The sequence below is a fragment of the Myxococcus virescens genome (assembly GCF_900101905.1).
In the GTDB taxonomy this organism is placed as follows: domain Bacteria; phylum Myxococcota; class Myxococcia; order Myxococcales; family Myxococcaceae; genus Myxococcus; species Myxococcus virescens.
The window spans coordinates 212,618-231,426 of record NZ_FNAJ01000012.1; the positions used below are offsets into that span (position 1 = coordinate 212,618).

The window sequence follows — 18,809 nt, forward strand, 5'->3', positions numbered from 1 at the left end:
CGCACAGGGCTTCCGGCGTTGCCCCTGCTCATGAAAATCCGACACGGCAACTGCCTGAAGGTGACGTTCCTGGCCACGGGCCTGCTCCTGCTGAGCTCGGCGGCCTGCTCGGGCTCCGACAGTGAAGGGCTGCCCGTGCCCGTTCAGACGCTGGCCCCTCGCCCCGTGCCCACGCCCGCGTCTGGGCCGGCGGAGTCGCCCACGGCCACTCGAACCTTCGCCACGCGTCCGCCCGTCGGCGTGCAGGCGGTGGCGGGGACTCCGGTGGCCGCGCTGCCGGACCACACGGACCACGTGAACATCGAGGACCCTTCGCCCCAGCCGGCCGTCAACGCCACGGCGATGGTCGTCGCCGCGGAGGCGCCCGTCTACACCCGTGAGTGGGTGGTGAGCACGTCGGGCAACGACGCCGGGGACGGCAGCGCCGCGCAGCCGCTGCGCACGCTCAACAAGGCCATCGGCCTGGCGAGCCCGGGTGAGCTCATCCGTGTCATGCCCGGCACCTACGCGGAGCGCGTCATCATCGGTGACAACGCGAAGCCGGGCGCGGCCGACGCGAAAATCACGCTCCAGGGCGAGGGCAGCCCGCGCATCGTCCTGGGCCCCGGCGAGCACGGGCTGGTGCAGGTTCGCCAGCCGCATTGGATCATCGACGGCTTCGAAATCGACATGGAGGGCCAGACGCCCTTCGCCGTGACGTTCGAGGGCGACGTGACGGGCTCGATGCTCGTCAACTCGGACCTGCACGGCGGCACGGGCGGCGGTGCGGTGACGACGTTCAACAACGCCACCGGGCCCATCATCGAGAACAACCACATCCACGACTTCGTGAAGACCACCGACAACGAGGACTCGCACGGCGTCGTGGTGCAGCCCACGTCGCGCGACGTCACCGTGCGCAACAACGACATCCACGACAACTCCGGTGACTCCGTGCAGTGCCTGGGGCCCGAGGGCTTCAGCAACCTGCCGCCCGCGGAGAACCTGCTGGTGGAGAACAACCACTTCTACGGCAACCGCGAGAACGCCGTGGACATCAAGACGTGCTACGGGGTGACCATCCGCAACAACCGGATGCACCACTTCCTCCCGACCTCCACGGCGCGGGGGGACGTCGTCGTCATCCACTACTCCGCGAGCAACGTGCTGGTGGAGGACAACGAAATCTACGACGGCGCGAAGGGCATCGCGGTGGGCGGCACCCGGGACGGCGCCGCGCCCACCGGCGTCGTCATCCGCCGTAATCGCGTGTACGACATGACCGAGGCCGGAGGCGGGGAGGGCACGGGCATCCGCCTGGAGAACTCGAAGGGCACCCGGGTGGTGAACAACACCGTCACCCGCGCGGCCACGGCGCTCATCATCGGCCACGGCACCGGCGGTCCCACCCAGTCCCCGGTGGTGCAGAACAACATCTTCGCGGAAGCCCCCATCGCGGTGAGCATGGGCCCGATGGCCCCGGGGATGAAGATGGGCAACAACCTCTTCCCAGCGGGCGCCCAGTTCAAGAAGGACGGCAAGCCCGTGGACCTCACGGCCTACCAGTCCTCCTCGGGAGACACCACCTCACGCCTCGGCTCGGCGGACCTCGGGGCGGCGTTCGCGCCGGGGCCCATGGCGCTGGACTCGGGCGCCGACATCGGCATCCCGTTCTGCGGTGGGGGGCCGGACATCGGCGCGGTGGAGCTCGGCTGCTGACCCGTCCACTCCGCCCCTGAAAAGGACAAGGCCCGATGCGGAGTGACTTCCGCACCGGGCCTTGTGTCTTTGAGGCGCCACCCGGATTCGAACCGGGGAATGAAGGTTTTGCAGACCTTTGCCTTACCACTTGGCTATGGCGCCGAGACGATGGGGTCGGCTTTATACGCAGCCCGCCACCGCGCGGTCAAGGATGCAACAGCTGCCTGCGGTGCATGCGTCCCGTTACCATGCCGTTACCAGAAGGTTCCACCCCGGGTGTGCGTGTGCACGGACACCCGACAGGACGAGGTGCTCGAAAGATGCTTCACGGCCAAGGGCTGTACCTGGAGGAGCATGACGCGTTTCGTCGCACCGTACGTGCGGTGGTGGAGAAGGAGATTCTTCCCTTCGTGAAGGAGTGGGAGGACCGGGAGGAGTTCCCCCGGGAGCTCTTCACCCGCTTTGGCGAGCTGGGCTTCCTCGGCCTGAAGTATCCGGTGGAGTACGGGGGCTCGGCGGCGGGGGAGTTGTATGAGGCGGTGTTGCTGGAGGAGCTGGGGCGCTGCGGCTCGGGCGGTGTGTCCGCGGGGCTGGGGGCCCAGTTCACCATCTCCACGGGACCCCTCCATCAGTTCGGCACGGACGCGCAGAAGCACCGCTGGCTGGCCCCCGCCATCCGGGGCGAGAAGATTGGCGCGCTGGGCATCACCGAACCGGACGCGGGCTCGGACGTGGCGGGGCTGCGCACCACCGCCCGGCGTGAGGGCGACAGCTACGTCCTCAATGGCTCCAAGACGTACATCACCAACGGCGTGCGCGCGGACTTCGTGGTGCTGGCGGTGAAGACGGATCCGTCCGCGGGTCACAAGGGCCTGTCCATGGTGGTGGTGGAGAAGGGCACGCCGGGCTTCTCCGTGGGGCGCAAGCTGGACAAGCTCGGCTGGCGCGCCTCGGACACCGCGGAGCTGTTCTTCGAGGACTGCCGCGTGCCCGCGGAGAACCTGCTCGGCGTGGAAGGGCAGGGCTTCGCGCAGATCATGGGCAACTTCCAGTGGGAGCGTCTGTCGCTCGCGTTGGGCGCGGTGGGCGCCATGGAGGACATGCTGGAGACGGTGCTGGCGCACGTGAAGTCACGGCGTGCCTTCGGCCAGTCGCTCCACCAGTTCCAGGTGGTGCGCCACAAGCTGGCGGAGCTCTTCACCGCGCGCGAGTCCGCGCGTCAGCTCACCTACCACGCGCTGCGCCTGCACGTGGCCGGCGAGTGGGCGGTGGCGCAGACGTCCATGGCGAAGAAGGTGGCCACCGAGACGTGCTGCCGCGTGGCGGATGAGTGTCTCCAGCTCCATGGCGGCGCGGGCTACATGATGGAGTACGACATCCAGCGCCACTGGCGTGACGCGCGGCTGGGGCCCATCGGCGGCGGCACCAGTGAGGTGATGAACGAAATCATCGCCAAGCAGCTCGGCCTGTAGGGCGGGGGCGCGGTGCGGCACGGCGCCTCGCCTGTCACGTGGAGGGCAGGCGGGGGAGCGGCGTGGGAAGAGGCCCTGGGCGCTCCGGGTTACTCGAAGAGACCCCGCGGAGGTCACCGTGGAGCCCATCATCGTCTGTGCCGAGCTTTACATGCGTCTGGGGGATGACGAAGTGCTCGTCCTCGACTGTCGCGACGCTGCCGATTGGGAGCGTTATGACCTGCACATCCCAGGCGCCTTGCGGATGACGTCCGCGGAAATCGCCCGCGACCATCACATGCTCCCGGATGACGAACTCATCGTCTTGTGTGGCTGCTCGCCGGACGGAAGGGACACGCGCCGTGTCTGCCGGCTGCTCCGGATGAAGGGCCGCGAGGCCGTCTGTCTCGACGGCGGACTGCTCGCATGGGTCACAGGTGGCTTCCCCACGGAGCGGCACACCCGGGCGCCCGTCGCAGCGATGCCCCACTGAGCACCAGGGTGGGTGCGGTGCGTCGTCAAACGGTGTTATGGAGCGGCGACATCCTCCTCTGGAGACGGGAGAAACGCCCCCATGGCCAGGCTTCGCGCGGCCCTCATCGGTGCCACTGGACTCGCCGGACAGCAATTCATCGCCGCCCTGAAGAATCACCCCTCCATCGAGCTGACGGGGCTCGCGGCCTCGCCTCGCTCGGCGGGCAAGACGTATGCGGAGGCGCTGAAAACGGCGAGCGGCATGACGGCCTGGTTCGTCCCGGAGCCGCTGCCCGCCGAACTCGCCGGCATGAAGGTGGTGGCCGGTGACGCGCTCGAGGCCAAGGACTACGACCTGGTCTTCTCCGCCGTGGAGGCGGACGTGGCGCGCGAGCTGGAGCCTCGGTTGGCGAAGGACATCCCGGTCTTCTCCGCCGCCAGCGCGTTCCGATACGAAGAAGACGTCCCGTTGCTGATTCCCCCCGTCAACGCCGCGCACGCGCCCCTCATCCGGGAGCAGCAGCGCCGGCGTGGCTGGAAGGGCTTCATCGTCCCCATCCCCAACTGCACCACCACCGGCCTGGCGGTGACGCTGGCGCCGCTGGTGGAGCGCTTCGGGGTGAAGGCGGTGCTGATGACCAGCCTCCAGGCCATGTCCGGCGCCGGCCGCTCGCCGGGCGTCATCGGCATGGACATCCTCGACAACGTCATCCCCTATATTCCCAAGGAGGAGCACAAGGTCGAGGTGGAGACGAAGAAGATTCTCGGCGCGCTGCGTCCAGCGGGGGACGGCCTCACGCCGCATGACGTTCGGGTGTCCTGCACCTGCACCCGCGTGGCGGTGATGGAGGGCCACACCGAGTCCGTCTTCGTCTCATTGGACAAGAAGGCGACTGTGGCCGAAGTGACCCAGGCCCTGCGGGAGTGGAAGGGCGCCGAGCTGGCTCGGAACCTGCCGTCCGCCGCACCGCGCTGGATTGAGGTGCTGGACGATCCCTTCCGACCCCAGCCCCGTTTGGACCGGGACACCCATGGCGGTATGGCCACCACCGTCGGACGCATCCGCGAGGATGGCGTCCTGGAGAACGGCTTCAAGTACGTGCTGGTGTCGCACAACACCAAGATGGGAGCCGCGCGAGGCGCCATCCTCGTGGCCGAGCTGCTGTTGGCCCAGGGCTTGGTGGGCTGAGCCCCGCTACCGGCGAAGGGGTGGCACAGATTCAGGGTGCCATCGTCAGCTCGAACCACTACTCTGCGCGCCCACGGACGCGCCTGGTTTCAACCGAGAGGAGACTTTTCAATGGCCTACGTCGTTGCCGACCCTTGCATCAAGTGCAAGTACACCGACTGTGTCGAGGTGTGCCCAGTCAACTGCTTTTACGAGGGTGCCAACTTCCTGGTCATCCACCCGGATGAGTGTATCGACTGCGGCGCTTGCGAGCCGGTGTGCCCCACCAAGGCCATCTTCCCGGAGACGGAGCTCCCGGAGCAGTGGAAGGAATACAAGGCGCTGAACGCCGACCTGTCCACCAAGTGGCCCAACATCGCGGAGAAGAAGTCCGCGCTGCCCGAGGCCGAGGAGTTCAAGTCGAAGGACGGCAAGCGCTCCCTGCTGGATCCGGCGCCGGGCTCGTAGTCCACGGACCGTCGCGTGTCCCGGAAGGCCCTTTCGCCCGACGGCGAGAGGGCCTTCTCCGTTGCGGGGGGGAACTACTCCGCGCGCAGGGAGCTCAGCTTCAACCCGCGCGATTCCAGCGCGTCGCGCAGCCGGCTCAGGTCCTCGGCCGCCACAGGGCGGTGCCGGCCCTGGATGCGCAGCGACACTTCGCGCGGGCCCGTGCGTTCGACCTCCACCGTGGCGTCCAGGTGCCCGCGCAGGCTCATGCTGAGCGCGGGCCGCTGGGACTTCACGAACACTTCGATGCGCTCGATGAGCGCCATCGCGGCCTCGGCGCGTGCGGCGGGGTTCACCTCCTCGGCCGGAGCGTTCGCGCCTCCCGCGCTCGCCGTCACCGCCGGGGCGTTCTCCGAGCCACTTGGCTCCTGAAGAGACCTCTTTTCATCCGGAGGCGGTGGCCCGGGAGCCGGCCGTGCTTCGGGCTGGACTGGAAGGGCGGTGCGCAGGTCCTTCGACAGCTCGCGGGCGATGAGGTCGTGGAGCCGGTGTTCGGTGCGCTCCTGGCCCAGGGCCTGGGACTCACTCCGGACGGTGCCCAGCCGCTGGACTTCGACATTCATCGCCTGCCGCTTGAGTCCCAGGCTCTCGGGGCTGGAGACAGCGCCGCGCTGGGCGGTGAGCACGGGCCCCGCGGCCCGGGCCAGCAGGGTGGGCGTGGGGCCCGTGCGCGCGGCGCTTCGGGGGCTCAGTCCCAAGCGTTGGGGCCTGGGTGGGGTGCTGCGTGCGTCCGCTTCGTCGAGCGCCTTCTTGAAGCGCTCTTCGTCGGCGGATGACTTCGTCTGTCCGGAGCCGCTGGTGGGCTCGCGACTGTCGACCTTCATGGCATCCCTCGTGCGGTGGGCGCGGGGAGCAGAGCAGGGGGCGTGCCAGCCCTTGGATATTGAAGCGCCTCAGCCCGACCCCCGGAAAGCGGTACCGCCGGGTGGACGGGGGTCCAGGCGTGGGATGCGCGTCAGCGTTGCTTGCCGAAGGCGCCGGGCTGCATGGGCGCAAGTCCGGTCAGGTCGTTGACGGCCAGGGGGCACGAGGCCACGGCGGCCGGGTCCGCCAGGGAGGGCGTCTTCGTCCAGTCCCGCTCGGGGAAGAGCAGCGCGTCGCGCAGCTCGATGGACGTCAGGCCCTTCTTGTACTCCCAGAAGCGGCCCCGCACGAGGACGCGGGAGCCCTTGAGCAGCTTGTTGAGGTCCGTGTACTGCGTGTCCTGCAGCTTCGCGGTGATCTCCACGCGCGGGCGCTTGGGCGCCTTGCCGAAGTTGAACTCGAAGCGCTCCGTCGTCGGCGCCTCGGGCTCCACCCACAAGAGCCGGGCCAGCATGTAGGGGGCCTCTGGCTCCTCGTCCTTCTTCAGGCGCTTCTTCTTCGGCTTCTCGAGCTTGACGTCCACCAGCTCCAGCGCGCCGAAGGCGACCTCGTGGTCCAGGTAGTTCTCGCGGAAGAGGGCCTCGGCGGTGGATGCGCCCACGGACGTGGCACGTTGGACTTCCTGGGCGTAGCGCTCACGCAGGGCGGGCAGGGTGACCAGGAAGCTGTCCAGGGGCTGCACGCCATTGGCGAGGAAGCGAAGCCGCCCTATGTCGATGGCCGGGTAATAGGGCGCCAGGGCTTGCGCCGTCACCAGCCACTCCTGGGGCAGTTTCCGGTCGATGAGCACGCGCCGCACCATGGCGACGAGGAAGGCGTTGCCAGGAAACCGCTGGTTGACGAGCTGGGTGTTGAGGGCGTTGACCAGCACCGGGTCCAGCATGAAGTTCTCATCACGCTTGTGCAGCAGCACACCGGTTTCACCCATCAGCGTCAGCATGGCCCCGAGCACCTGGGCGCAGCCGGCATCCTGGGTCCCCTGCTTGAGCCCCTGGTTCAGCTTCGACCGGGCGAAGCGCTTGTCCAGGTCCTCCTCACGGAAGACGGGGGCCTGACCATTGCCGAAGAACAGCTCTGGCTGGGCGGTGGCGGGCATGGCCGACAGGGCCAGGGCGAGTGCGAGCAGTCGGTTGAAGCGCATGGCGCCTTGCAGCCTACCACGGCGCACGGACCCACCGTGTGGCCCGCCCGTGGCGGCAGGCGGGCGTGCCACAGGGCGCAACCCCGGCGTTCCACGGTGCTTTTTCCGCCTGTTGACCTCGCGGGCTTTTGTGTACCTTGCCCGCGACATGGCCTCTCCCACGGATACTTCCGCGCCCGTCACCATCACTCAGATTCAGAGTGAGGCGGAGCTCATGCAGGCGCTCGCCATCCGCGAGGTGGTGTTCATCGAGGAACAGGCGGTTCCCGAAGGCATCGAGCGCGACGCCGAGGACGCGCACGCCTACCACGTCATCGCCAACCAGGGCGGCCATGCCATCGGCACGGGGCGCCTGGTGATGCTGGCGCAGCCTCCGGCGAACCAGGAAGGCACGTGGGGTCAGATTGGCCGCATGGCCGTCCTCCAGGCGCATCGCAAGGCGCGCGTGGGCTCCATGTTGCTGACGTCCCTCGAGGAAGAGGCGCGTCGGCGTGGCGTCAACGGCATCATGCTGCATGCCCAGCTCTACGCGCTGGAGTTCTACAAGAAGCACGGCTACCTGCCGGTCGGCGGCGTCTTCGAGGAAGCCGGCATGGAGCACCTGGAGATGCACAAGCGCTTCTGAGGTGGCCTCAACGGCGCGGTGGCCGGGGGGCAGGCGGCTGGGCATGCCGCGGATCCTCGGGCCACGAGTGCCGGGGGTACTTGCGGCACAGCTCCTTGCGGATGGCGGGGTAGTGCCGCTCCCAGAAGCCCGCGAGGTCGGTCGTCACCTGGACCGCGCGCATGTTCGGCGCCAGCAGGTGCAGCACCAGCGGGACGCGCCCCGCGCAGACGTTGGGCCCCTGCGCCATGCCGAAGAAGTCCTGGAGTCGCGACTCGACCCAGGGCGGCTTGCCCGGCTCGTAGTGGACCTTGACGCCGCGGCCTCCGGGCAGCGTCACCCGTTCCGGCGCATGCGTGGCCAGCAGCCGCTGCTGCTCGGAGGTGAGACGTGCGTAGAGCGCGTCCAGCAGGGACACCCCTTCCAGGTCCTTGAAGCTGCGCGCGTCCGAGCACAGCGACGCCAGCGCATCGCGCAGGAAGGTGTCGTCAACGGTGGGGAACTTTGCCTCGGGGAAGGCCTCGCCCAGCAGGGCCACGCGGGTGCGCCACTGCTCCAGGGCCTCCGGATCCGCGAACTTGCCAGGCCCCGCGGCCAGCGCGGCTTCCACGAGCACGCGCGCGGTGGCTTCCGAGGCGGGCGCGGGCGTGCGGGTCTCCTCCAGGACGAGGTTGCCGTAGGCCAAGCGGGTGAGCCGCTCCACCCGTCGGGCCTCGGCGTTCCACTGGAGGGTGTCCACCTCCTCCAGCGTGTCCGGGTAGAGGTCGAGCAGCCATTCCGGCTCCACGGCGCTGGCGAGCCGTACCACGGCGCCCTTGCCAGGGCGTTCTTCGGCGTCGGCGGCCACCATGAGGTCGGCGTCCTGGACCACGCTCACGTCTGACAGCGTGGCCGTCCCTCCTCCGAACATCAGCAGCTCGGGCGCACGGGGCCGGCGCCGCCGGGCGACGCGGTCGGGGTAGCCGGCGAGCACGCTGAGCATCAGCGCTTGCTCCACGTCCTCGGGCCGCTGGGGCCGGGTGCCCTGTCCACGCACCGCGCGCCGCATCTGCTTCTGGACCCGATCCACGGACTGCACGGCGCCGGCCTCCAGGGAGAGGGAGTGCATGCGGCCCGACGCGAAGTTCGCGCGCTCGGCTTCGCGGAAGCGCTCGAACAGCTCCAGCAGGTCGGACGGCCCGCTGACGACGGCGGCCGGACGTCCTCCCTGGCCCAGGTTGGCGCGGGCCTCGCGGCGGATGTCGCGTTCCCCCATGAGGGCGGCGAGCACGGCGGCTTCGGCGCCCACGCCTCGGCGCTCCCCCTCGACGATGATGCGCGCCTGACGGGGGTGGACGGGGAAGCGCAGGAGCCGTTCGCCCACCTCCGTGACGGTGCCGGCGGGGTCGACCGCGCCCAGTCGGCGGAGCAGCGTCTCCGCGGCGTCCAGGGACGCAGCCGGGGGCGGCTCGAAGAAGGGGAAGGCGGCCAGGTTGGTGATGCCGGATGCGCGCAGGGAGAGGACGGTTTCGGCCAGGTCCGTGCGGCGAATCTCCGGGGCGTCCTGCTCCGGGCGGCCGTCGAAGTCGTGCTGCGTGTAGAGGCGCAGGCAGTGGCCCGCGCGCGTACGGCCCGCGCGGCCGGCGCGCTGGATGGCGGAGGCGCGGCTGACCTTGGACAGCTTGAGGGTGGGCAGGCCCGACCAGGGGGAGTGGGAGGCGACGCGCGCGAGCCCGGAGTCGATGACCACCGCCACGCCGTCGATGGTGACGGACGTCTCCGCGACGTTGGTGGAGAGGATGATCTTCCGCCGCGAGCTGCGCCGCACGGCGCGGTCCTGCTCGGCAGGGGACAGGTCGCCGTGGAGGGGGAGCACGTCGGTGCCGTGGCGTTCGGCGAACTCGGCGCATGCGTCGCGTGCGCGGCGGATTTCGCCGGCGCCGGGGAGGAAGACGAGCACGTCGCCATCCACGCCTTGGGTGAAGAGCCGCTTGATGCCGGAGAGCACCTGTTGGTCCAGGTGTCGGTCATCGGGCGCGGGCAGGTACTCCACGCTCACGTCGAAGCGCCGACCCTCGGAGCGGAGCGAGGGGCACCCGCCGAGGTACGCCCGGATGGGCTCCGCCTCCAGCGTCGCGGACATGACGACGACCTTGAGGTCGGGGCGCGCCGTCTCCTGGAGGCGCCGAAGCAGGGCCAGGGAGATGTCCGCGGACAGGTGCCGCTCGTGGAACTCGTCGAGCACGACGATGCCCACGTCGCGAAGCTTCGGGTCGGAGAGCAACCGGCGGCCGAGGACGCCTTCGGTGACGAAGGACAGCCGCGTCTTCGCGCTGCGCACGTCCTCGAAGCGGACCTGGTAGCCCACGGACTCGCCCACGCGCTCGCCCAACTCCTCGGACACGCGCTGGGCGGCGAGCCGCGTGGGAAGCCGACGTGGCTGGAGGACGATGATTTCCTTCCCCTGACCGAGCCCGGCCTCCAGGAGCGCGCGAGGCACGCGCGTCGTCTTTCCTGCGCCAGGAGGCGCTTCCAGGACGAGCGACCGCGCGCCACGCAGCGTGGAGACGATGTCCGGCAACAGGGGATCGATGGGAAGCGCGACGTCCGCCATGGCCCGGTGTCCTTTAAGGCGTGTCCGCGTCGGGAGTCGGTGGGGCGGACTGAGAGGAAGCCTTCTTCTTCCGGATGCGAGGCGCCTGTGCCTCACCCGAGGCCGGAGGTTCGGTGGCCTCGGTCGCGGCAGGCTCCGCTGCATCGGTCTTCTTGCGACCCCGTCGCGCGCCGCGTGGCGCGGTAGAGGATGCCTCGTTGCGGGCTTGCGCGGCGGCCTCGTCGGTATTCGCGGGCCGGCTGTCGTTCGTCACCGCTCCATCCGTGGCATGAGGGGACGCATCGCCCCCGTCGGCCCGGGCCGCATTGTCCACGGCGGCCTTGTCCGCGAGTTCCGCGCCCTCGGCAGCAGCTTCCGGCTGGGCGACAGCGCCATCGTGCGACTCAGAAGCAGCGCTCGCGGAGGCCACGCCGGTCTCGGTCGTGGAGGACAAGCCCTCGTCCTTCAGGTCGGCGCCGCCGAGCGGGCCCAAGTCGCCACCGTTGTCCGAGCGTTCTGCGCCCGAGTCCTGGAGCCCCTCCGGGCCGGCTGCGCTGGCGGACGAGTCGCCACCCTCCGCCGCCGTGTCGCCGCGAGCGGTCGAAGGTGCCACGGAAGCAGGGCTTGCGATGTCGCCCCCTGCATCCAGTGCCGCGACCTCGGCGAGTTCCGCCTCGGTGGGCTCCATGGAGTCGGTCGGCTCATCGAAGCCAGCCAGCGCGTCGTCGGAGAGCGTCAGCCCCCGTCCCGCGCGGCGCTTGGGCTTGAGGTTCAGCCCGGCGGCCTCATAGACGGTGGGGGCGGGCACGAGCGCGGCTTCGGCCAGCAGCCGCGCCTGTCGAAGGGACTGCTCGAGCTTCCGGCCCATCGACACCAGCTCCTCGCGGAGAAGGCTCTCCTGTTCCAGCGTCAGGGGCGACGGCTCATGGCTGGAGCGCCACGCGGTATGGGCGGTCAGCACCTGCTCCATGACGGGCCGCACGAGCGCGAAGTCATCCCGGGCGAAGATGCGCGTCACATAAGCGCTCTTCGTGCGCCGCTCGTAGGACGCCGCGTACTCGAGGACGGCCTCGCGGGGCGCGCGCCGCAGTTGCGGGAACTTCAGGTGGGGGAAGAGGGCCTCGATGACGGGCGCGCGGCTGCTTGCGGTGAAGGTGATGCCGGCGAGCAGCTTCTCCAGCACGTCCACCCACAGGCCCTGCTGGTGGAACGCATACTCCTCGCGAGCCTCTTCCAGTTCGGGGAGGTCCTTCACGCGGTCGAGCACGCCCTCGGTGGGCGCGCGTGCGGTGCGCACCAACTCCAGCGCGGTGGTCAGCCAGCCCTTTTCGGCGTCGAGGCCGGGCCGGCCGGTGAGCATTTCCCCCGCCGTGGCGAGGCGTGCCTCGAAGGCTTCGGCGAAGCGGATGAGCTCGTACGATTCGAGCGTGGACGACATGCGGCGGCTCCTCGGAAGGGCGGCGGGAGATAGCACACCCGGCGCCGAGCACCGAGCGGACGGGCAGGGGACTCAGCGCCCGCCGAGCAGAATCTCCAGGGCCTGGGGATGCGAGAAGTCAGGAAAGGCGACCGTAGCCCCTGCGTCGAGGAGGGCCTGCACGGAGAAGGTTCCGGTCCCCACGCCGATGCACTCGGCGCCGACGCCCTGGGCCGCATGGACGTCCTTGGGCGTATCGCCGATGACGACGACCCGGCATTCCTCCACGGGGACGCCCAGCTTCGCGGCGCCGGCCTTGGCGCCGCAGCGAATCAGCTCGGTGCGGTCCTCGTTGTCGCAGCCGAAGCCGCCGAAGTCGAACTGGTCGTAGATGCTCACGCGTTCCAGCTTCACGCGGGCGCCCTCACGGACGTTGCCAGTGCCCAGTCCCACGGCGAACCCGGACCGCGACCGGGCCTCCTTCACGGCCTCGCGCATGCCCGGGAAGACGAGGTATCGCTGGTCATCCACCTTGTGGACCTCTTCGGCGAGGTGGGCGACGTAGGCGTCGATGACCGCGTCGATGGCGGCGGCCGAGTCCTCCACGCCGATGATGTGCATCGCCTTGCGGACGATGGCCCGGTCGGTCATGCCGGACATTGGGAACGAGTCGCACGCGTCCCGCCGCCCGTGCAGCTTCTCGAAAGCGGCTTCCATGGAGCGGCGCCCCGCGCCGCCAGTGGTGACCAGGGTTCCATCGATATCGAAGAGGAGGACGGTGGGACGCATGGCTCCCATCTAATGGAAGCCCCGGGCCGACGCGAGCCCGGAGTCAGGCGGACCGTGTCCCCTCATGGCTCGACGAGCGTGAGTCCACGCTGGAGTGCCTCGCGGACGAGGGCGCGCTCCTCGATGGGGAGCCGGTCCTCCAGCGCCTGCCGGGCCTGCTGCCCGCCCAGGCGTCCGAGCGCCACGGCCACAGCTTCCCGGACCTGTGACTCCGGATCCTTCAACCGGGTGATGAGCGTGGGAATGGCGTCCAGCCCAAGACACCGGCGCAGGGCGTCCGCCGCGCTGGCACGTACCTCGGCCGGGGCCTTGGCGTCCTCGAGCACGTCGCGGATGGTCGCCGCGCCGCCTGATGGATCCACCAGCGCCAGGGAGGACACGGCGAGCGTCCGCCGCGCGGTAGGGGTGCCCTTGTCCACGACGAGCGCCGACAGGACAGGCGCCGCTCCCGGCCCCAGGCGCTTCCATGCATCATCTGGTGGGGTGCCAGTCCGCGTCGTCGCATCGAGAAGTGCGACCACCTGGGCATGGACGTCGGCGCCAGGCGAAGGCGCGTTGGTAACGAGGGCTGGCTCCGAACTGGCGGAAGCACTCATACGGGCCAGTCCACCGGATCCCGCGAGCAAGAAGCCTCCGAGCACCACGGGGCGCCAGGCGAGATGGCGGAGGGACCACGAGGAAACGGCGCCAGGACGTGGGGGGAGGGTGGTCGCCATGAGGGCTTCCCGGACAGAAGAGGGACGTCTCCAATTTATACGTCATTGGTGCCGCGACGGGATGCGAAGGCCGTTATGGTCGGCGCGACATGGCCGGACGGGTCCTCTTCTTCCTACAGCACGCCACGTACGAGCCGGCCTTCCAGGCCGCCACCATGGGAATCACCGCCGCCGCCATGGGCGACGAGGTGTACTTCGTCTTCGCCTTCGATGCGCTGCGCCAGCTCGTGGGGGGCGCCTACGGCCAGCCGTCGAGTGCGCGCGAGCACGAGGAGTTCGCACGCGCGGAGTCACTCGGGGTGTTGGCGCCGCCGGACATGCTGGCGGAAGCGCGCACGCTGGGCGCCAGGCTGATCGCCTGCGACACCACAGTCCGCATCTGCGGCTACGAACCGGAGTCGCTCGAGGGCACCCTGGATGAAGTGATGGGGATGGCCTCGATTTGGCGACTGACCGCGGGTGCACGGGTGCTCACCCTGTAGTCGGTGGGCTTGAGCCCTACGTACGCCGCTTTTGGCCGCCCAGGTATCGCTCTGGCTGTAACGTCGCAGTGGCATCCAAACGGCGAGGAATCAGGCCGCCGATGCTGTAGCGCCCGAGGGGAATGACGCGATAACCTGTCGCCACGCCGTACCCCCTTTGGAGAACCCGGCCGCGCGGGAAGTCCCGCGTCCCCCAGTAGCAGAAGGAATTCATTGCCTATGCGCTCCAAGCTGCCCCTCCTGAGTGCACTCTCCGTCGGCGCCATCGTCCTGGCCTGTCAGACGTACGACTTCGAGCCGGTGGAGCCGCTCGCCATCGCGCAGACGACGGTGGAGGAGGTCATCAACGCCCGTCGGAGCAAGCCCAACATCATGCTGTTGGTGGATACCTCTGCATCGATGACGGATCCCGTGAACCCTTCGGATCCTGCCTGCATGGTGGACTACCAAGGTTCCCGGACTCTTTGCGGCCGCGAGGTGCCGTGTAATGTCGACGTCTGCCCCACGCGCTGGACGGAGTTGCAGGCAGCCGTTCCGCAGTTTCTTGAGTCCAGTGGGCAGTTCGTGCGCTTCGCGCTGACGACCTACCCGGAGACGCGCGGAGGAACCGCGGTTGTCGACGCGTGCCGTGAAGCAACCCAGAGCGCGCTGTTGAAGGGGCTGCCAGATCAGGAGGACGATGCGTCCCTTCTCGCGCATGCCAGTGAAATCAACGACCTCCTTCAGGGCATCCCTAATAGCGGTGAGGGGCGGCCGCTCGGTGGTACGCCGACGAGCGGCAGCCTGAGTTTCGTGGGCGGGCTGCCTGGGCTTCAGGATCCAGACCGGGAAAACTTCGTCATCCTGCTGACGGACGGTCTTCCGAACTGCAACGCGAATAACGCCAACACTGGGGCCAACCCCGACCTCTGTAAGTGCACCATCGATAACAACGGCTGTTACGGCGCTTACGATAAGCGTGGGTGCTTGGACTCCGATGCCTCCGTCGCTGCGGTGCAGGCGCTGAAGGAGAAGGAGATCTCGACTATTGTGATTGGCTTCGGTGCTGAGACCGCGTCGGGCGAGGGCCCAGCGGTGCTGGAGGCGATGGCTCGGGCGGGCGGCTTCGAGCGGACGTGTGACGCGGCGCGCCCGTGCGGCGAGGGTGACACGTGCAATCCGACCACGGGTCTGTGCAACCGCTCCTTCTTCCAGGCCGGGAACCAGAGTGAGCTTGCGCGCGCGCTGGAGGACATCAGCCGGGCGGTCGTCCAGGAGGAGCCTTGCCTGATTCCGCTGGATGGCCCCCAGCGCCCGACCGACCCCAAGCTGCTCGTCGTCTACGTGGAAGGGGAGCGGACCCCCTCAAGCGACAGCACGTGGACGCTGGATGACCGGGGCGTGCTCTTCACGGGCCAGACCTGTGAGCGCATCCTGGCCTCCACCCCGGAGGCGCCCGTGAAGATTGAAGTGCGGGCCATCCGTCAGCGTTAGTCCAGCGGTTCGCGGGGCGGCTTTACCCGGCGAGGGGCGGGGATTATAGGTCCCTCTCTCCCCGGAACGGCCGCCCCGCTCATGAAAGCCACGATCCTCTCGCGCTCCGCTTCCATCCCGTCCACTCGGCGACTTGTCGAGGTGGCGCGCGCAAGAGGGCACCGGGTGCGGGTCCTCAACCCACTCCGCGTGCAGATGCACCTCGATGGGCGCAGCGCCACGCTCTACTACGGCCGCAAGAAGCTGGCGCCCACGGACGTCGTCCTCCCTCGCATCGCCCAGTCCATCAGCAACTATGGCCTGGCCGTGGTGAATCAGTTCGGCCTGGCGCGGGTCTCGCTCGTCAACCACGCGCAGGCCATCGCGCAGTCGCGCAACAAGATGCGCTCGCTGCAATTGCTCTCGGCGCACGGCATCGACATTCCGTCGACAGTGATGGCGCGCGACGCGGCTCACCTCAAGGAGATGGTGGGCTTGCTGGGCGGCGTGCCCGTCCTCGTCAAACTGCTGCAAGGGCAGGAGAAGCACGGCGTCATGGTGTGCGAGAGCCTCCAGTCGCTGGAGGCCGCGCTCGAGGCCGTCCTGGGGCTAGGGCACAACCTCGTGATGCAGGAGTACGTGAAGAGCACGGGCATCGATGTCCGCGTGCTCGTTGTGGGGGGGCACGCAGTGGCCGCGGTTCGTCGCCGCCCGCGCCCGGGGCGCCTGGCGCACACCCTCATCAAGGGGGCCCGGCTGGAGGCGCACGAGCTGTCACCCGCCCAGCGAGCCACCGCGGAGAAGGCCACCCGGCTCATCGGGCTCGAAGTGGCGGCGGTGGACCTGCTCGACGTGCAGGGCCAACCCAAGGTCTTCGAGGTGAACAGCTCCCCCGCGCTTCCTGAAATGGAGGCGGTGACGGGCGTGGACCTGGCCTCGCTCATCATCATCCGCGCGGAAGCGCTCGTGGCGGGGGAGCCGCCCGTGTCCATGCCGGACCTGTCGCCTCCGTCGGCCCTGCCTGCGTCATCCGAGCCCGCCCAGCACCCCGTGGACCGGAAGGGCACGGGACGCCGCGCTCGGACCGGCGAAGGCGGCGCGTGAAGAGAAAGACGGCCCCCGCTGTCTCAAGCGTGATACGCACCCATCGTTTCCAGGAGACGCCCATGCTTCGTCGCCAACGCCTTTCCTCCCTCGCCGCCCTGCTGGCGGCAGTGACCTGCTCCGCGCCCGTACTGGCCGCGGATGTGGATCCGGCCTCGCTGTATGAGGTCTCCACCGAGGGGACCTCGACCCAGGTCAAGGCGGGAGAGAAGGGGACCTTCGTCCTCGCCATCAAGACGAAGGCGGGCGCCCATGTCTCCGACGAGGCGCCGTTGAAGCTTGAGGTGAAGGGGAGCCAGTTGACTCCAGCCAAGGAGAAGCTGGTCCTGGCGGACTCCGTGGCGAAGAAGGCCGAGGGGCAAGCCTTCGCGGACCCTCGCTTCGAGGTCCCCTTCACGACGGCCGCCGCGGGCAAGGGCTCCGTGGACGCGAAGCTCGTCTTCTTCATCTGCACGGAGAAGATCTGCGCACGTCAGCAGAAGACCTTCTCCCTTCCTGTCGAGGTCCTCTGAGTGTCCATGCGTGAGCGTTCTTCCAAGGGCGGCCGCGGTGAGCGCGGGAGCGAAGAATCCCCCCTGCGCGCCAGCCGGGGCGAGCGCGGAGGCGGCGAAGCCTCCCGTTTCGTCTACGGGGTGAACCCTGTCCTGGCGGCCCTTCGGGCCCGTCCGGACGAGGTGGAGCGCTTGTTCCTGGTGGAGGGGCAGCTCGGCGCTCGAGCGGCGGGAGAGCTGCTCAGCCGGGCTCGCGAGTTCGGCATTCGCGTGGAGAAGGTGACGCGCGAGCGCCTGGGCACGCTGGCGGAGGGCGGCGTTCACCAGGGCGTGGTGGTCGAGCTGCGCGGCTTCAAGTACGCGGAGCTGGAGGACCTCCTGGAGGCCGCGAAGGCACTGGGACAGCCTCCCCTGGTGGTCGTGCTGGACGGAATCCAGGACCCGCACAACCTGGGAGCCATCATCCGCTCCGCGGATGCGCTGGGGGCCCACGGCGTGGTGATTGCCAAGGACCGGGCGGTGCAGGTGACGGGCACCGTGGCCAAGGCGTCCGCCGGGGCCGTGGAGCACAGCCGCATCGCGCGGGTGGTGAACATCTCCCGGGCCCTGGAGGAACTGAAGGAAGCCGGCCTGTGGGTCGCCGCGGCTGACGTGGACGCGAAGGAGCCCATGTGGAGCGCCCGGCTCGATGGGCCGTTGGCGCTCGTCGTGGGGGCGGAGGGGGCAGGCGTCCGGGACGGGGTGCTCAAGCACTGCGACTTCCGCCTCCGGATTCCGATGGCGGGACAGGTCGGTTCATTGAATGCATCCGTTTCGGCCGGCATTCTGCTATACGAGGTCGCCCGCCAGCGGGGCACCGTCTCCGGCCGGTAGCTGAAGTTTGGGATCAATCTCCTTGACTTGGGCGAACGGGAATTCTAGAAGGGCGCCCCTCTCAGGGCGGTGACGGGTGGTTGACGGAGCCGCTGGGGCGGGGTAGGGCGGCAGTCGCAGTACCGGATGAGTGCCGGTGTAGCTCAGCTGGTAGAGCAACTGATTTGTAATCAGTAGGTCGCGGGTTCAAATCCCGCCGCCGGCCAGGTTGGACGGGGCCGCGGATGAGGGCCCGGGATGTAGTAGGACAAGTGAATATCTGGAGGGATACCCAAGCGGCCAAAGGGAGCAGACTGTAAATCTGCCGGCTCTACGCCTTCGATGGTTCGAATCCATCTCCCTCCACTCGGCAATTGCGGGAATAGCTCAGTTGGTAGAGCGTCAGCCTTCCAAGCTGAATGTCGTGGGTTCGAATCCCATTTCCCGCTCCAAATGTTGTAGTCACAGCATCGCCAAGCCCTGATAGCTCAGTTGGCAGAGCGCATCCTTGGTAAGGATGAGGTCACCAGTTCAATCCTGGTTCAGGGCTCCATTTATTTTTGAGGAGTGTCATGGCCAAGGAGAAGTTCGAGCGTAACAAGCCCCACGTGAACATCGGCACGATCGGACACGTGGACCACGGCAAGACGTCGCTGACGGCCGCCATCACCAAGGTGCTGGCGAAGACGGGCGGCGCCACGTTCCTGGCGTACGACCTGATTGACAAGGCGCCGGAGGAGCGTGAGCGCGGCATCACGATTTCCACCTCGCACGTGGAGTACCAGACGACGAACCGGCACTACGCCCACGTCGACTGTCCGGGCCACGCCGACTACGTGAAGAACATGATCACGGGCGCGGCGCAGATGGACGGCGCCATCCTGGTGGTGTCGGCGGCGGACGGCCCGATGCCGCAGACGCGTGAGCACATCCTGCTGGCGCGCCAGGTCGGCGTTCCGTACATCGTGGTCTTCCTGAACAAGGTGGACATGCTGGACGACCCCGAGCTGCGCGAGCTCGTGGAGATGGAAGTCCGCGACCTGCT

Annotated in this window: 18 protein-coding genes and 5 tRNA genes; 16 read left to right on the top strand and 7 right to left on the bottom strand. The window is 68.7% G+C overall.

The genetic code is table 11. The features are described from left to right. The first annotated feature begins 30 nt into the window (after positions 1-30). Complete coding sequence (locus BLU09_RS28375) at positions 31-1,698, top strand: right-handed parallel beta-helix repeat-containing protein (protein WP_482805281.1); 1,668 nt, start codon at positions 31-33, stop codon at positions 1,696-1,698. Between the two features lie 72 nt (positions 1,699-1,770). Here BLU09_RS28375 and BLU09_RS28380 read toward each other — a convergent pair. After that, a tRNA-Cys gene (locus BLU09_RS28380) sits at positions 1,771-1,842 on the bottom strand. Between the two features lie 158 nt (positions 1,843-2,000). Between BLU09_RS28380 and BLU09_RS28385 the strand changes: the two genes are divergently transcribed. The 4 genes from BLU09_RS28385 (at position 2,001) to fdxA (ending at position 5,241) form a co-directional block, all read left to right on the top strand. Then, entirely contained in the window at positions 2,001-3,152 is a 1,152-nt protein-coding gene (locus BLU09_RS28385; RefSeq protein WP_090492969.1) for an acyl-CoA dehydrogenase family protein, read from the top strand. A 118-nt stretch (positions 3,153-3,270) separates the two neighbouring features. Then, positions 3,271-3,624 carry a rhodanese-like domain-containing protein gene (locus BLU09_RS28390; protein WP_090492971.1) on the top strand — a complete coding sequence of 118 codons (354 nt, stop codon included), beginning with the start codon at positions 3,271-3,273 and terminating at the stop codon, positions 3,622-3,624. An 81-nt stretch (positions 3,625-3,705) separates the two neighbouring features. Next, positions 3,706-4,794, top strand: a complete 1,089-nt coding sequence (gene asd, locus BLU09_RS28395; RefSeq protein WP_090492973.1) for an aspartate-semialdehyde dehydrogenase — start codon at positions 3,706-3,708, stop codon at positions 4,792-4,794. 111 nt (positions 4,795-4,905) lie between these two features. After that, positions 4,906-5,241: a ferredoxin FdxA gene (gene fdxA / locus BLU09_RS28400; protein WP_011553106.1), complete on the top strand. Its 336-nt coding sequence runs from the start codon at positions 4,906-4,908 to the stop codon at positions 5,239-5,241. 74 nt (positions 5,242-5,315) lie between these two features. Here fdxA and BLU09_RS28405 read toward each other — a convergent pair whose 3' ends face one another. Beyond that, positions 5,316-6,104, bottom strand: a complete 789-nt coding sequence (locus BLU09_RS28405; RefSeq protein ID WP_090492975.1) for a hypothetical protein — start codon at positions 6,102-6,104, stop codon at positions 5,316-5,318. Positions 6,105-6,235: 131 nt separating this feature from the next. After that, complete coding sequence (locus BLU09_RS28410; protein WP_186817959.1) at positions 6,236-7,285, bottom strand: hypothetical protein; 1,050 nt, start codon at positions 7,283-7,285, stop codon at positions 6,236-6,238. 148 nt (positions 7,286-7,433) lie between these two features. Here BLU09_RS28410 and BLU09_RS28415 point away from each other — a divergent pair, with 148 nt between their 5' ends. After that, positions 7,434-7,910, top strand: a complete 477-nt coding sequence (locus BLU09_RS28415) for a GNAT family N-acetyltransferase (protein WP_090492980.1) — start codon at positions 7,434-7,436, stop codon at positions 7,908-7,910. Between the two features lie 7 nt (positions 7,911-7,917). Here BLU09_RS28415 and hrpB read toward each other — a convergent pair whose 3' ends face one another. The 4 genes from hrpB to BLU09_RS28435 form a co-directional block, all read right to left on the bottom strand. Next, positions 7,918-10,482 (bottom strand): ATP-dependent helicase HrpB, encoded by a 2,565-nt coding sequence (hrpB, locus tag BLU09_RS28420; RefSeq protein ID WP_090492982.1) that lies wholly within the window; start codon positions 10,480-10,482, stop codon positions 7,918-7,920. 13 nt (positions 10,483-10,495) lie between these two features. Then, on the bottom strand, positions 10,496-11,899 hold the full coding sequence (locus BLU09_RS28425; RefSeq protein WP_244172079.1) for a hypothetical protein: 1,404 nt from the start codon (positions 11,897-11,899) through the stop codon (positions 10,496-10,498). 72 nt (positions 11,900-11,971) lie between these two features. Next, a complete protein-coding gene (locus tag BLU09_RS28430; protein ID WP_011553112.1) occupies positions 11,972-12,676 on the bottom strand; it encodes an HAD family hydrolase in 705 nt (234 codons plus the stop codon). 53 nt (positions 12,677-12,729) lie between these two features. Further along, on the bottom strand, positions 12,730-13,263 hold the full coding sequence (locus tag BLU09_RS28435; RefSeq protein ID WP_244172080.1) for a HEAT repeat domain-containing protein: 534 nt from the start codon (positions 13,261-13,263) through the stop codon (positions 12,730-12,732). Positions 13,264-13,472: 209 nt separating this feature from the next. Here BLU09_RS28435 and BLU09_RS28440 point away from each other — a divergent pair, with 209 nt between their 5' ends. From BLU09_RS28440 to BLU09_RS28485, 10 genes are all read left to right on the top strand, one after another. Next, complete coding sequence (locus BLU09_RS28440) at positions 13,473-13,865, top strand: DsrE family protein (protein ID WP_090492988.1); 393 nt, start codon at positions 13,473-13,475, stop codon at positions 13,863-13,865. Between the two features lie 219 nt (positions 13,866-14,084). Then, a complete protein-coding gene (cglB, locus tag BLU09_RS28445) occupies positions 14,085-15,338 on the top strand; it encodes an adventurous gliding motility lipoprotein CglB (RefSeq protein ID WP_090492990.1) in 1,254 nt (417 codons plus the stop codon). A gap of 81 nt (positions 15,339-15,419) precedes the next feature. After that, complete coding sequence (locus BLU09_RS28450) at positions 15,420-16,421, top strand: ATP-grasp domain-containing protein (protein WP_090492992.1); 1,002 nt, start codon at positions 15,420-15,422, stop codon at positions 16,419-16,421. A 62-nt stretch (positions 16,422-16,483) separates the two neighbouring features. Beyond that, positions 16,484-16,933, top strand: a complete 450-nt coding sequence (locus BLU09_RS28455; RefSeq protein ID WP_026114215.1) for a hypothetical protein — start codon at positions 16,484-16,486, stop codon at positions 16,931-16,933. A gap of 6 nt (positions 16,934-16,939) precedes the next feature. Continuing rightward, entirely contained in the window at positions 16,940-17,785 is an 846-nt protein-coding gene (gene rlmB, locus BLU09_RS28460) for a 23S rRNA (guanosine(2251)-2'-O)-methyltransferase RlmB (protein WP_090493003.1), read from the top strand. Positions 17,786-17,917: 132 nt separating this feature from the next. Beyond that, positions 17,918-17,990 (top strand) — tRNA-Thr (locus BLU09_RS28465). 56 nt (positions 17,991-18,046) lie between these two features. Then, positions 18,047-18,130: transfer RNA gene (locus BLU09_RS28470), tRNA-Tyr, on the top strand. Positions 18,131-18,140: 10 nt separating this feature from the next. Further along, positions 18,141-18,216: transfer RNA gene (locus tag BLU09_RS28475), tRNA-Gly, on the top strand. Between the two features lie 25 nt (positions 18,217-18,241). Next, a tRNA-Thr gene (locus tag BLU09_RS28480) sits at positions 18,242-18,317 on the top strand. A gap of 19 nt (positions 18,318-18,336) precedes the next feature. Then, on the top strand, positions 18,337-18,809 hold a 473-nt coding region (locus tag BLU09_RS28485; protein ID WP_143043209.1), incomplete at its 3' end, for a GTP-binding protein.

What these genes read in the sequence shown, in the direction of transcription:
- BLU09_RS28375 (WP_482805281.1), top strand. Translation starts at nt 31, where the DNA reads ATGAAAATCCGACACGGCAACTGCCTGAAGGTGACGTTCCTGGCCACG.
- BLU09_RS28385 (WP_090492969.1), top strand. Translation starts at nt 2,001, where the DNA reads ATGCTTCACGGCCAAGGGCTGTACCTGGAGGAGCATGACGCGTTTCGT.
- asd (WP_090492973.1), top strand. Translation starts at nt 3,706, where the DNA reads ATGGCCAGGCTTCGCGCGGCCCTCATCGGTGCCACTGGACTCGCCGGA.
- fdxA (WP_011553106.1), top strand. Translation starts at nt 4,906, where the DNA reads ATGGCCTACGTCGTTGCCGACCCTTGCATCAAGTGCAAGTACACCGAC.
- BLU09_RS28405 (WP_090492975.1), bottom strand. Translation starts at nt 6,104, where the DNA reads ATGAAGGTCGACAGTCGCGAGCCCACCAGCGGCTCCGGACAGACGAAG.
- BLU09_RS28410 (WP_186817959.1), bottom strand. Translation starts at nt 7,285, where the DNA reads ATGCGCTTCAACCGACTGCTCGCACTCGCCCTGGCCCTGTCGGCCATG.
- BLU09_RS28415 (WP_090492980.1), top strand. Translation starts at nt 7,434, where the DNA reads ATGGCCTCTCCCACGGATACTTCCGCGCCCGTCACCATCACTCAGATT.
- hrpB (WP_090492982.1), bottom strand. Translation starts at nt 10,482, where the DNA reads ATGGCGGACGTCGCGCTTCCCATCGATCCCCTGTTGCCGGACATCGTC.
- BLU09_RS28425 (WP_244172079.1), bottom strand. Translation starts at nt 11,899, where the DNA reads ATGTCGTCCACGCTCGAATCGTACGAGCTCATCCGCTTCGCCGAAGCC.
- BLU09_RS28430 (WP_011553112.1), bottom strand. Translation starts at nt 12,676, where the DNA reads ATGGGAGCCATGCGTCCCACCGTCCTCCTCTTCGATATCGATGGAACC.
- BLU09_RS28435 (WP_244172080.1), bottom strand. Translation starts at nt 13,263, where the DNA reads ATGAGTGCTTCCGCCAGTTCGGAGCCAGCCCTCGTTACCAACGCGCCT.
- BLU09_RS28440 (WP_090492988.1), top strand. Translation starts at nt 13,473, where the DNA reads ATGGCCGGACGGGTCCTCTTCTTCCTACAGCACGCCACGTACGAGCCG.
- cglB (WP_090492990.1), top strand. Translation starts at nt 14,085, where the DNA reads ATGCGCTCCAAGCTGCCCCTCCTGAGTGCACTCTCCGTCGGCGCCATC.
- BLU09_RS28450 (WP_090492992.1), top strand. Translation starts at nt 15,420, where the DNA reads ATGAAAGCCACGATCCTCTCGCGCTCCGCTTCCATCCCGTCCACTCGG.
- BLU09_RS28455 (WP_026114215.1), top strand. Translation starts at nt 16,484, where the DNA reads ATGCTTCGTCGCCAACGCCTTTCCTCCCTCGCCGCCCTGCTGGCGGCA.
- rlmB (WP_090493003.1), top strand. Translation starts at nt 16,940, where the DNA reads ATGCGTGAGCGTTCTTCCAAGGGCGGCCGCGGTGAGCGCGGGAGCGAA.